This window comes from Alicyclobacillus kakegawensis NBRC 103104 (assembly GCF_001552655.1).
Lineage (GTDB): Bacteria > Bacillota > Bacilli > Alicyclobacillales > Alicyclobacillaceae > Alicyclobacillus_G > Alicyclobacillus_G kakegawensis.
The window spans coordinates 20,830-32,922 of the sequence record NZ_BCRP01000013.1 but is presented as its reverse complement, the minus strand read 5'-3'; the positions used below and the strand labels follow the sequence as shown (position 1 = coordinate 32,922).

The following is a 12,093-nucleotide window of genomic DNA, read 5'->3' as shown; positions in this document are numbered from 1 at the left end:
CGGAAAACTCTCAGAATAGCGATAATAGATATATTACCACAAAGCTGGCGAAATAGAGGATGGGGCTATGGACGCGCGGCATGAATCAAGGAACGCAGTGTGGCCGCAGCCACGTCCATGACCTCCTGCACCAGCGCCGCGGCGGGATGCGTGGTGACCAGCGGGTGGGCCTGCCCGGCCCAGAGAGACATGTATTCTGGGTCTCCCCTCTCCAGGGCCGCCTCGCGAATGTCCCTGGTCAGGTGATGCTGAATCGGATAGGGAGGGATTTCGCCTGTGAACTGCGCCATTTTCCGCATATACTCTGTCCGTATTCCGCGCGCCAGGCGTCCCGAATAGGCCCGTGTGAGCTCGGTGTTGTCTGCCTCAGCCTCTATCAGCCGTTGTTTGTAAAGCGGGTGGGCGCCACTCTCCGGGCTGGCCAAGAAAGCGGTTCCCATCTGCACCGCGCTGGCTCCCAGAGACAAGGCTGCGACCAATCCGCGGCCATCCACAATGCCCCCGGCAGCGATGACCGGGATTTGCACCCGGTCCACCACCTGCGGAATCAGGGCTATCGTCCCGGTGAGAGCCCGTTCCTCCGGTCCCAGGAAGGTGCCACGATGCCCGCCGGCCTCACTGCCCTGAGCCACCAACGCGTCCACCCCCGCTTGCTGCAGGGCCACGGCTTCGTCCACGCTGGTGGCGGTGCCAATGCACACGCTGTGTTCCTGAATCCGACGCAGGACGTCCGGCCGGGGAATGCCGAAGGTAAAACTGAAGACCGGAACCCGTTCTTCCGCCACGATGGCGGCTTGTTGTTCAAAATCCACGTCGGCCACAGTGGCCTTTGGCTGCTCGGGCAAACCCAACTCCCGGCGCATTTGATTCAAATAGTCGTTCATCCACGTGACGACCGTCTGATCCGGCGCCTGTACAGGCGGCTGGACAAACAGGTTAACCGCAAACGGTTTCTCTGTCAATTCCCGCACCCGTCGAATTTGCTGGCGAAGCTGTTCGGGCTGCAGGTAGCCGCCACCAATCGTCCCCAGTCCGCCAGCGTTGGACACGGCCGCCACCAACTCGGGGGTGGTCAGCCCGCCCGCCATGCCCGCCTGAATCAGCGGGTACTTGATGCGAAGCAATCGCGTTACAGAAGTTTTCAACATCTTGCATCCCTCCCCGGCGTCGTTCACACCGCATGAACCCTAAATTCCTCCATGCAGCAGCTGCCCGCAGCCGTTTATGCAAACCTGGCCGCCCACTCCCCCTGGCGCAGAATGGGCACCCACCGCCCGGACGCATCGAGCCCGTCGATATCCAGCTCCGCGGACCCTACCATGAAATCCACATGCACCAGGCTCTCGTTCAAGCCTTTGCTGCGCCTCTGTTCACGGCTCATCTGGGCTCCGTCGCGGAGATTCATGGGATACGCCGATCCGATGGCCAGATGACAGGACGCATTCTCGTCCAAGAGGGTGTGGCAGAACGTCACGCCCTCCCGAGAAACCGGCGAACTGTGTGGGACCAAAGCCACCTCGCCCAGGAAACGGGCCCCCTCGTCGGTGTCGAGAATCGACGCCAGCACGTCTTGCCCGACGCGCGCCCGGTACTCCACTATGCGGCCTTCCGAGAACCGCAATTCAAAGTCCTCTATCCACTGTCCTCCGTGCAAGAGGGGCCGGGTGCTGCACACCACACCTTCCACTTCGGTCTTGACTGGGGCCGTAAAACACTCCTCCGTCGGGAGGTTCGGAACAAACAAGACCCCATCCTGGTTCTTCGTGCCCCCACCAAGCCACACGTGTTCGTTGGGCAAGCCAATCCGTAAATCGGTCCCTGGGCCCTGATAGCGAAGCTGCCGAAAACGTGCCCCATTCAGCGTCTCGATTCGCCTCGTCAACCGCCCTAGGTGCTGCCTCCACGCTTCCATCGGATTGGCCGTATCCAGGCGGATGACACGCGCCAGCGCCTGCCACAACCGCTCCAGCCGTGCAGGCGTTGGGATCTGCGGGTAGACCTCCCGCGCCCAGTCGTCATTCGGCACGGCTACGATAGACCAATTCACCTGCGCCGACTGGAGGGCCTCCCGGTAGCCAGCCAGGGCCTGACTCGCGGCGCGCATGGCCAGCGCCATGTGTTCAGTAGGCACGTCGTCCATCAACTTCGGATGCGGTGAGACAACCGTGAGAAAGGCGGCTCGTGCGTCTATCAGATCCCGATAGGCTTGCGCCTTCCAAGCCGGATATTGCTGCAGTTGCTCCTGCCGTTCATGCTGCAGGCGCGCATGTGTCACCCGGTCGTCATCCCACAGCACGTGCACAGCCTTGGCCCCGTTCCGGTAGGCGGTTTCAACCGCACAGCGCACGAATTCGCAGGCCACGACCGGCGCCACAACGACCAGGGTCTGATCCGGCTGCAGGTTCACCCCCATTTCTATCGCCAACTCGGCGTATGATGTCAGCAAATGCGTATCTGCCAGCATGGTCGAGCCCCCCATCGCGTTCAGCTGCCCCCGGTTGCGAACTGCCCATCTTGTACTTGCCATTCTCAGTATAGGAAATCCGTGCCGCCGCGAAAAGCGGGCCGGCGAGGATGCCGCGACCCTACTGACTGCCAGCAGTCGACAGGCCGCTTCGACACACCTCGCGGCCAGCATGGGCTACACTCAAAACAAAGCTCTGGCGAGGAGGGATGCCCCATGACCGTGCGCGAAGCCGCCCAGGCTCTGGGCTGCCATCCCAGCACAGTCCGGCGCTGGATTCAACGGGGCAAGCTGAAGGCGACACAGGTCGATGAACCGTTTGGCCCCACCTATATCATCCAACCCAGCGATGTACAAGCTTTCCTTATGGATGAGACCCCGGGACCAAAACCCAGGGATGCACGCGACGCATCCCAGTCCGGCGCGACCTCCGTGACCGCAGTTGAGGGACGGTTGCTCCAGCGTATCGCTGCCTGTCAAGCGGCTATAGACACGCTGGCGGAGACGCAACAGGAACTCCAGGAGAAAGTCGAGCGGATATTGAACATCCTGGAGCTGCAAGAGGATGCTCATCGCAAGAGCCGGGACGAACAACTGACGTCCATTCTGAAGACCATCCAAGAACTCAAGCACCCTCGTTCGACGCGCCGATTGATCTGGCGCTGAACGGCGCGCACACGGTGCCGCGGCGCATGTATCCCGATGCGAGGCCCAGTTGGGACTTGGCGGCAGCCCGCGGCGCCGTGGTTACAAGCCACGGATAGACCACGGGGCCTATGGGAAAATGAACCCATTAGCGGCGCACCGAGCGGCTAGTCTTCAAACTCCTGAGCTGCAGGCTGCCAACTGGGCTCGACTTGCGCGGGCGGATGAGCTTTCAACGCATCCAGCAGGTCCTGCGCATTGTCCGCTGCGAGAAGCAGTCGCCTGGAGGCGCTGCGGACAAAGCCCGCCCGTACCGCGTGGTCGACCATCTGCAATAAGGGGACATAATATCCTTGAACGTTCAATAACCCGATAGGTTTGCGATGGATGCCCAGCTGGGCCCAGCTGACCACCTCAAATAACTCCTCGAAGGTGCCGTATCCGCCCGGGAGAGCGACAAACGCGTCGGACAAGTCGCCCATGGCGGCCTTGCGCTCGTGCATGTCCTTGACCTCGATGAACCGCGACAGTCCCGTATGCACAACTTCGGTTTGAAACAAACCCGTTGGCATGACGCCTATCACGGTGCCGCCCTGTCGCAGCACCGTGTTGGCCACCTCGCCCATCAGTCCTGCTTTCGACCCGCCGTAGACCAGTTCCCACCCCTCTGCCGCGATGGCCTCCCCAAGCTGCCGCGCGGCCATCGTGTACGCCGAGTCAATTCCTGTGCTGGAACCAGCAAATACACAAACCCTCTTCATAGGTGCCTCCTCACCTGCTCAACCGGCTGCGCCCGGGAGCAAGCTCACCCGTCCTTGCGTTCGAACCCGCCAGGGATTAAGCGAGCGCTTTGGCGAGCTCCAATTCGTCATGGATTTCAATCCCGTCGTTGCCTATCAGCGGAATAGTCGGCTTGATGCGCCGGGCTTCATCAATGGCGCCTGGGTACAGGGCGGTCATGCGGTACCCGCGGCGCTGATAGAAGCGCAGGGCGTTCAGGTTGTCGTTGCTGGTAATCAGCCACACCCGGCGGCATCCGGCTTCCCTCGCCGCACGTTCCACCGCTTCAAGCAAGCGGGTGCCCACCCCGGCGTTGCTCCGGGTCGCGTTGATGCTCATCAGTTCACAGCCACCGACCCCATCCATGCGATACGTCGCCGCCCCCGCCATCTCCCCATCAATCTTGGCCACTAGCGAATCGAGATCGGCGAGGCGGTAGACGTGGCCGCGACTGACCATCGTCTCTCCACCCCATTCCTGTTGCCACAGGGTGTACAGCCAGCGCCACTCCCTTTCCTCCTTCGGAGGCCCAATCTGCACATCCAGCGCCACAGGCCTGCTCCCATTCCTGTCGCATGCGTCCTGGTCTATGGTTCGAACGTCGTCCTGCACGTGATCCCTACGGCCCCTTTCGTCGCCTTCAAGACGCCATCCCGCACGAGGGAAAGGTATCTTCCTATACGTACACACCCATGATACAACATGTGTCGGCATCGCGTGGATGAGGGTTGACATGGATACGGTAGGGGGGTAAGGTTCTGTTATCAGAAGCGAAGGTGAGGGTGTCCCCTATGAGTGCAGAGCATGCCCAACACAGCTATGCCCATCAGAAGGATGAACTGCTAAGCCGGCTGCGGCGGGTGGAAGGACAGGTGCGCGGAATCCAGCGGATGATTGAGGAAGGCCGCTATTGCGTCGATATCCTTGTGCAAATCGCGGCCATCAAGAGCGCGGTTCACCAAGTGGGCTTGTCCATTCTCGAATCCCATACCCGCGGCTGCGTGGCCGACGCCTTGGCTCACCAAGACCACGGTGACGAAAAGATTGAGGAACTGATGAGCGTGATTCGCCAGTTCACCCGCGGATAAGCGAGAATCGGGGGTGAAGTTGTGTCACAGGTCACAGAAATGACGCTGCCTGTCGAGGGCATGACGTGCGCCGCCTGTGCCGCGCGAATTGAAAAGACCGTGGGGAAATTGCCCGGAGTCCAGGCGGTGCACGTCAACCTGGCCTCCGAAAGAGCCCGTGTGGTGCTCAATGGCGATACAACCTGGAAAGACGTCGTCGACAGGATCGAAAAAACGGGCTACACAGTGCCGCTTCAAGAAGCGGACTTGGTCATCACGGGTATGACCTGTGCGGCTTGCGCCGCCCGCATCGAAAAAGTGGTCGGACGGCTGCCCGGTGTGCGGTCGGCCTCCGTGAACCTGGCCTCGGAGAGGGCCCAGGTGATGTACGTGCCGGGCCTGATAGGCACGCCGGACCTCATCCGTGCTGTGGAAAAGGCTGGATACGGCGCCGCCCTGGCCAGCGCCGTTGGCAGAGACGAGGAGAAACGGCGTAAAGACGAGGCCTACCGCCGCGACCTGGTCACGTTCGGGTTTTCCTCGCTATTCACGCTGCCGCTGTGGGTTCAGATGATCGAGATGCTGCTTGGGGGACGCCCATTCCTCCCCGCCTGGGTGAGTCTGACGCTCGCCACGCCCGTACAGTTTTACGTGGGCTGGCGGTTTTACAAGGGGGCCTACCGCGCGCTCCGCGGCGGCACCGCGAACATGGACGTGCTCGTGGCGCTCGGCACCAGCGTCGCTTACTTTTACAGCGCAGCCTTGACCGTTTTGGGCGGGGAGGACGTGTACTTTGACAGCTCCGCGACGGTCGTGACCTTGATTTTTATGGGGAAGCTGCTGGAAGCGCGGGCCAAGGCGCGGTCGGGCGCGGCGTTGGAGTCGCTGGCCAAGCTGGGAGCGAAAGAGGCGCATGTGCTGCGCGACGGTGTGGAAACCGACGTGCCAGCGGAAGAACTCCGCGTGGGCGATCTCGTCCGTGTCCGCCCGGGAGAGAAGGTTCCCGCCGACGGTGTGGTGAAAGAAGGCCACACCTCGATAGATGAATCGCTCCTGACCGGGGAGGCGATGCCGGTGGCTCGAGGGCCCGGGGACCCCGTCATTGGGGCTTCCGTCAATCAAACCGGGGCCTTTCTCATGGAAGTGACAAAGGTGGGCCGGGACACGGCTCTCGCCCAAGTCATCCGGCTTGTCGACCAGGCCCAGGGTTCCAAGGCGCCGGTGCAAGGACTGGCGGATCGAATTTCGGGTGTCTTCGTGCCCGTCGTGCTCTGTGTGGCAATCCTCACGCTGCTCGCCTGGGGCGCGTCGGGCAACTGGTCCCACGGCCTCATGGCCGCCGTCTCCGTGCTGGTCATCGCCTGCCCCTGCTCCCTGGGGCTCGCCACCCCCACCGCCATCATGGTTGGCACAGGTTTGGGGGCCGAGTCAGGGATTCTGATAAAAGGCGGTGAACACCTGGAACTGGCCCATCGAGTGGACACGGTCGTGTTTGACAAAACGGGAACCCTCACCGCAGGCAAGCCCAAGGTCTCGGCGGTTTGGCCCGCAACGGGTGCGTCACGCCAAGACCTCCTCGCTGCCGCGGCCGCGCTGGAGGTGCACAGTGAGCACCCGCTCGGCGCTGCGATTGTGGCATGCGCCAAGGAAGAGGACGTGGACATCCCGCACGCGGAGGGCATCGAGGCGATTCCCGGGAAAGGCATCCAAGGGCAAGTGGCAGAAACCACGCTGCGCGTCGGAAGTCGCGCATGGCTGCGGGACCTTGTGGCCGATCCGCTCCCGGACGCGGTACTCTCCCGCCACGAGCGCGCCGGCCGCACGACGGTGGTGGTCGCGCGGGATGAGCAGCTGCTCGGCGTCATCGCCATCGCAGACACGTTGAAAGAGGACGCCCGCGCAACGGTCGAGCAACTCAGGGCGCTTCGCATTGACGTCTGGCTGATTACAGGAGACCAGGAGCGCACCGCCCGGGCCGTCGCCGACGAAATCGGAATTCCATATGTCATGGCCGGGGTGTTGCCCAGCGACAAGGCGGCCAAGGTAGAAGAACTGAGAAACCAAGGACGCGTGGTCGCCATGGTGGGGGACGGGATCAACGACGCGCCCGCGTTGGCCGCGGCGGACATCGGAATCGCCATGGGCACGGGCACAGATGTGGCGATGGAGGCGGCCAGTATTGTGCTTATGCGGGGCCGGACCCGCGGCGTTGTCGAGGCCCTGCGTCTGTCTAGGGCCACCATGCGGAAGATACGGCAGAACCTGTTCTGGGCGTTCTTCTACAACCTATTGGGAATCCCGCTGGCGGCTCTTGGCATCTTGAGCCCCATCATCGCCGGCGCGGCCATGGCGCTAAGTTCTGTCAGCGTGGTGTCCAACAGCTTGCTGCTGCGCCGCATGAAATCACGATAGACGGAGCCAAGCAAGCGGGACGGTGAAGCGGGCCCTTGGCCGACTCGTTTTCGCCGCGCCCGCGCACGGCACACCAAGAGGCCAGAGTCAACGGAACGTATACAGGATGTACCCCAGATACAGCGCGGAGGCCCACATCATCCCCGCCGCAATCCGATTGAGCACCCGCAAAGAGGCATCCCTTAGCGCGCGCCTGCCAAGAACGTGGCCCGCACTGGCCAAGCCAAAGAACCAGAGCCACGAAACAGCGGCGCAGGCCGCGCCAAAGACCAGTTTGTCATCCCAAGTCGAGTACGCCGACGCGCTCCCTCCGATAACGGCCAATGTGTCGATGAGGGCGTGCGGATTGAGCAGGGAAACAGAAGCTGCGAAGCCAATCTGCCGCCTGGGAGTCCACGCTGTGCTGGAGGCCGAGGATACGTCTTCCTCTTTCCCGTCCCGCCACGTGGACCATCCCATGTACAGCAGGAACACCCCTCCTAGGGCCCCCAGAGTGTACCTCACCCAGCCCATATGCAGTGCAACCCCCGAGACGCCGAGAACCGCCAACGCAATCAGCAAGGTGTCGCACAGGGAAGCCGTCACCACGCCGGGCAGCCAGTCCTTCCCGCGATGGAGCGCCCCCTGCGTCAGGATGAAGCTGTTCTGCATCCCAATCGGCAAGATGAGCCCCAATGAAAGCAGAAATCCATGGACAAACGCGGCCGTCAATTGCACCTCTCCTCGTTGCACGATGAACCTATGTGATTGTACACCAGGGTGTATAATCGCGTTATGCGAAAGATGTGATAACACCTATCGGAAAAGCCGATAAGGGAGTGGACCAAGTGGAACTGAAGCAGCTTCAGGTTTTTCTCGCCGCCGCAAAAACGCTCAATTTTAGCCGCGCCGCGGAGACATTGAACTACGCGCAATCGACCGTTACAACCCATATCCAATCATTGGAGTCCGAACTGGACGTGCGCTTGTTTGAACGGTTGGGGAAACGCGTGATGTTGACCGAGGCCGGCCACCGTCTGCAGCGGTATGCGGAACAGATCCTGCAATTGTCGGACGTGGCCTTTTTGTTGGAGCCAGCGGCAGATTCGGATGCGCTGCACATAGAGCCACTCTGTCCGGAGCCCGTGGTGCTCGTATGCCATCCCAGACACCCGCTGACGCAACGAAAGGCTGTGTGTCCTGCCGACCTGACCGATGAAACTCTGCTGTTGACCGAGCCCGGCTGCCATTACCGAAGCGCATTCGAAAGCGCGATTGCCAGTGCCGAAACTGTCCCGGCAAATCGATTGGAACTTGGGAGTATCAAAGCCATTAAGCGGTGTGCGATGGAAGGGCTAGGGCTGGGCGTCCTCCCGGAGGTTGCCGTCCGAGACGAAATAGCAACTGGCAGGATGAAGGCATTGGCTTGGACCGGGTGCGACTTCAACATCGTCACGCAGATCGCCTGGCACAAAGACAAGTGGCTTTCCCCGGCGATGAAGGCATTCATCGATGTTGTTCGAGAGGCCTGTCCGTGCGGCCTCTCTGACCCACATGGGGATTGGAGCCGCTCGGCCAGGCCCTCTCGGCGTACCATCGTCTGCAGACGAATGGCGGTAGGCGCATTACCGTCCGTGTTTCTTATTTCCATGCATGGCCTATTTTCCTGGCCTTGTGTTTCTGTGCGGTGGATTGTAGACCACAACCCTCACTGTGTCGCCCGTCTGGACAACGCCGGGACGCTCGACGACACAGATGATGCCCCGGAGCCCCAGCGCATGGCGCACGAACCGGGACGACAGTCGTGGCTCATCTGGATATTGGGACTGTACGACGCCTCCAGGTTGTGTGCATGGCAGGTTTTCCCCTTCGCACACGAGCCCGGCTCCACCTGGGAACAAAATGCGACTCCCTACGGGCAGAGTCGTCAAATTTGGAAAACCGCCGAGTGCGATGTTGGCCCCGAGCCATTCCGGACGCACGCTCGGAACCCCCAATCGCTCGGCGATTCGCCCGCATTCCTCCACGGATACCACCGTAACCTGCCGGCGGTTGAAAATCTCTGTGCCGCGAGGATACATCGACTCCCGAACACCGGACCGTTTGGTCAAACCAAAGTGCAGGTCCCCTGGAATCCCACCGTACTCCAGTTGAATCCTATCCACAGGCCTGGTAACGAATGTCCCCTTCTGATCCGCTATGTAAACCGATTCAACACGACACGTATAGGACTTCCACATCCATATCACCTTTGTGCCGATAAGCAATGGCAGCCCTAGATCACCTTGCCCATAATGTATTCGTCCACGTACCGCCCATCCACGAACAGCGTATGTCGCATGGTTCCTTCGATTTCGAACCCCGCTTTTCGGTACAAATTTACAGCCGCCAAGTTATGCGTCATAACTGTGAGCTCAAGACGATGAATGCCAACACGTCGGGCCCACTCCTCCATGATTCGCAGCAAGGCCGCGCCAATCCCCTTGCGGGAATAGGCCTGTAAAACACCAACAACCAAATGGACTGTATTTCGGTTTCTCCGGTGGCTCCCCCCGTAAGCCTGGACGTGTCCCACCAACCGATGTCCCGATTCAGCCACAAAGTACATTTGGTTTTCAGTCCTCAATATCGACTGGATTTGTTCACGTTGCTCATCCACTGTTGTCGTTCGCTCATCGGGTTCGTATAGCATGAAAGATGTTTCCCTGTCCAGTTGTCGACAAAGGTCTAAATACGCAGCAGCATCGCTAACAGCTATCGGTCGAACGTCAAACGTGCTGTCTTGCACTCTGGCCATCGTCTCCTTCATTTTGAAAGGTTGCCTGACCAATGTATCCGCGTCACATCAGCCGACTCGATTGTCTTTTCTCAGCCATGCCACCCCGTAAAGGGGACGACCGCAGACGACCGCAAATTCAGCCTTGGGCCGATACGCCCGCTCTCCGCAGCACCTCCCCTGCGACAACAACCTCGGTGCCCGCCAGCCCTACGGAGAAGAACAGGGTGATGTCACGAACGCCCTTGCGCCCGGCCGCCTTGCCCGCGACGATGTCCGCTAGATCAATCATGTCGGGCGTCCGAGACGCTTGCGTCGCCACATGTGGCTTCGGATACGCCTGCAGTTGTTCCAGCGAATCGGTCACCAGGGCGCCGCTCCTCTGAATCAGCTCTATCGGGATCTCGTGGGCACCCACGTACTTGGGACCCACCGTATTGATGTGCGCGCCCTCCTTTACCCAGTCGGCTTCCAACACAGGGCTGGAACTGTTGGTCGCGCATATCACGACATCGGCCCCATCGACGCACGCTCTCGCTGACTCGACCGCACAAAGATCGGCGGCAACCTTCGGCTCCATAGCCTCGATAAAGCGCCGGCGGTGTTCCGCGTTGGGGCTATAAACCTTGACGGTCTGGAAGTCATGCACCGCCACAGCAGCCTCGAGTTGGGCCCGGGCTTGCTTGCCGGTCCCCAGAATCGCCAACGTCGCCGCGTCGGGCCTCGCCATGTGCTTCACGGCGACGCCGCCGATTGCGCCCGTACGCATGATGCCCACCCGTTCCCCGATCACGATTCCCTGCAGGACGCCGGTTTCTGCGCTGAAAACGGCCACCAATTGTGTCCGGTCCGGGTGCTCGCCAGGAAAGGTGTCATAGACACGGAACCCGACAAGTTTTTCCGATCCGATGGCTCCTCCCGCCGTGAACACAAGCGCCCCTCCGCCCCCGTCCACACGAAATCTTGGCGGCGATACGAATGTTCCCTCGGCTCGCTCCACGAAGGCCCTCTCGATGATCTGGACAGCCTCGCGCATCGAGAGGCAATCGTCCACATCCCGGTCCGTCAATGTCCGATAGGCCACCGTTTTCTTGTCTCCTTTCCGGTCGCAACGAAGTTGGAGCCCGTCCCCCTTGTCTGTCCCAGAAGAAAACCGCCAAACATCAAGGCTTTCTGCCCACGACCAAGGCGCACTTCAAACAAAAGGAAACGGGGTGCTGGTGCTCATCCAGTTGAATGCAAAATGTTTCCTTGCAAGAGGGAGAAGCTTCGCGAAGGTAATCCGCCAACTTCCTTTTCATATCTGCCGGGGTTCGTGCCCTTTGCACCCAATTTTCAAATTGCAATGGCAGATTCCATCTGCGCTGTTCGCGATACAACAATCCCGCATCCGCAAACCAGGCCTGGTATTCGGACAGCCGGTGTTCCCGGACATGGGACGGATCGCGCAGTTTGTCCAGGTGATTGACGAACGTGTCCAACGCTTCGTCTTCGGGCGCGTAGTGGTCAATGAGCAGGAAGGCGCCCCCAGGTTTCAGTACGCGCGCCACTTCCTGCACAGCTCTGCCGACATCCGCGAAATGGTGTGCGGCGAACCGGCAGGTGACCAGGTCGAAGGACGCTGCGGAAAAGGGCAGGTGTTCCGCGTCCCCGGTCGCAAAGTGAACGTTCCCTATCCCCCGTTCCCTCGCGAAATCCGTCGCAACTTCGACCATAGAGTCCGTCAGGTCAATTCCGACACATTGCTCAACATGCGGAGCGAACGCCAGCGCCACATGGCCGGCCCCTGTCGCGACGTCCAAGACGCGTTCGTCTCCCGTCAGGGGTACGGCTTTCAGCAAGTACTGCAGATCGTCACCTTGCGCGAACAACGGCTCCACACGATAATCTTTGGCATTTTGGCTGAATTGCCTTTGAACAGAGGTCTTCACATCTTCTTCCATGCCCATCCCTCCCACTATCGTTTCTAT

General features: G+C 60.7%; 12 protein-coding genes and 1 pseudogene. 4 read left to right on the top strand and 9 right to left on the bottom strand.

The features are described 5' to 3' along the window. Window positions 1–65: 65 nt before the first annotated feature. Together AK2_RS10955 and AK2_RS10950 are read right to left on the bottom strand one after the other, a co-directional pair. The gene (locus AK2_RS10955; RefSeq protein ID WP_067934287.1) at window positions 66–1,148 is read right to left on the bottom strand and encodes an NAD(P)H-dependent flavin oxidoreductase; all 1,083 of its coding nucleotides are present in this window, start codon (window positions 1,146–1,148) and stop codon (window positions 66–68) included. 74 nt (window positions 1,149–1,222) lie between these two features. Continuing rightward, the gene (locus tag AK2_RS10950; protein ID WP_067934285.1) at window positions 1,223–2,464 is read right to left on the bottom strand and encodes an aminopeptidase; all 1,242 of its coding nucleotides are present in this window, start codon (window positions 2,462–2,464) and stop codon (window positions 1,223–1,225) included. Between the two features lie 216 nt (window positions 2,465–2,680). On the opposite strand from AK2_RS10950, the gene AK2_RS10945 reads away from it, so the two are divergent. Beyond that, complete coding sequence (locus AK2_RS10945) at window positions 2,681–3,130, top strand: helix-turn-helix domain-containing protein (RefSeq protein ID WP_067934282.1); 450 nt, start codon at window positions 2,681–2,683, stop codon at window positions 3,128–3,130. A gap of 146 nt (window positions 3,131–3,276) precedes the next feature. Here AK2_RS10945 and AK2_RS10940 read toward each other — a convergent pair whose 3' ends face one another. Then, the gene (locus AK2_RS10940) at window positions 3,277–3,870 is read right to left on the bottom strand and encodes an LOG family protein (protein WP_067934279.1); all 594 of its coding nucleotides are present in this window, start codon (window positions 3,868–3,870) and stop codon (window positions 3,277–3,279) included. Between the two features lie 76 nt (window positions 3,871–3,946). Further along, a complete protein-coding gene (locus tag AK2_RS17310) occupies window positions 3,947–4,441 on the bottom strand; it encodes a GNAT family N-acetyltransferase (RefSeq protein WP_245632872.1) in 495 nt (164 codons plus the stop codon). A 239-nt stretch (window positions 4,442–4,680) separates the two neighbouring features. Here AK2_RS17310 and AK2_RS10930 point away from each other — a divergent pair, with 239 nt between their 5' ends. Next, a complete protein-coding gene (locus tag AK2_RS10930) occupies window positions 4,681–4,977 on the top strand; it encodes a metal-sensitive transcriptional regulator (RefSeq protein ID WP_067934276.1) in 297 nt (98 codons plus the stop codon). A 39-nt stretch (window positions 4,978–5,016) separates the two neighbouring features. Beyond that, on the top strand, window positions 5,017–7,368 hold the full coding sequence (locus AK2_RS10925) for a heavy metal translocating P-type ATPase (RefSeq protein ID WP_067934386.1): 2,352 nt from the start codon (window positions 5,017–5,019) through the stop codon (window positions 7,366–7,368). Window positions 7,369–7,455: 87 nt separating this feature from the next. Here AK2_RS10925 and AK2_RS10920 read toward each other — a convergent pair whose 3' ends face one another. Continuing rightward, entirely contained in the window at window positions 7,456–8,079 is a 624-nt protein-coding gene (locus tag AK2_RS10920) for a LysE/ArgO family amino acid transporter (protein WP_083521101.1), read from the bottom strand. A gap of 74 nt (window positions 8,080–8,153) precedes the next feature. On the opposite strand from AK2_RS10920, the pseudogene AK2_RS16530 reads away from it, so the two are divergent. Next, window positions 8,154–8,867: pseudogene (locus AK2_RS16530) on the top strand (LysR family transcriptional regulator); the annotation flags it as partial. A gap of 138 nt (window positions 8,868–9,005) precedes the next feature. Here AK2_RS16530 and AK2_RS16525 read toward each other — a convergent pair. From AK2_RS16525 to AK2_RS10900, 4 genes are all read right to left on the bottom strand, one after another. After that, entirely contained in the window at window positions 9,006–9,587 is a 582-nt protein-coding gene (locus AK2_RS16525; protein WP_083521116.1) for an MOSC domain-containing protein, read from the bottom strand. Window positions 9,588–9,622: 35 nt separating this feature from the next. Further along, the gene (locus AK2_RS10910) at window positions 9,623–10,135 is read right to left on the bottom strand and encodes a GNAT family N-acetyltransferase (RefSeq protein ID WP_245632871.1); all 513 of its coding nucleotides are present in this window, start codon (window positions 10,133–10,135) and stop codon (window positions 9,623–9,625) included. Window positions 10,136–10,262: 127 nt separating this feature from the next. Next, window positions 10,263–11,207 (bottom strand): ornithine cyclodeaminase family protein, encoded by a 945-nt coding sequence (locus AK2_RS10905; protein WP_067934270.1) that lies wholly within the window; start codon window positions 11,205–11,207, stop codon window positions 10,263–10,265. Between the two features lie 79 nt (window positions 11,208–11,286). Beyond that, the gene (locus tag AK2_RS10900) at window positions 11,287–12,066 is read right to left on the bottom strand and encodes a class I SAM-dependent methyltransferase (RefSeq protein WP_067934268.1); all 780 of its coding nucleotides are present in this window, start codon (window positions 12,064–12,066) and stop codon (window positions 11,287–11,289) included. Window positions 12,067–12,093: the final 27 nt, after the last annotated feature.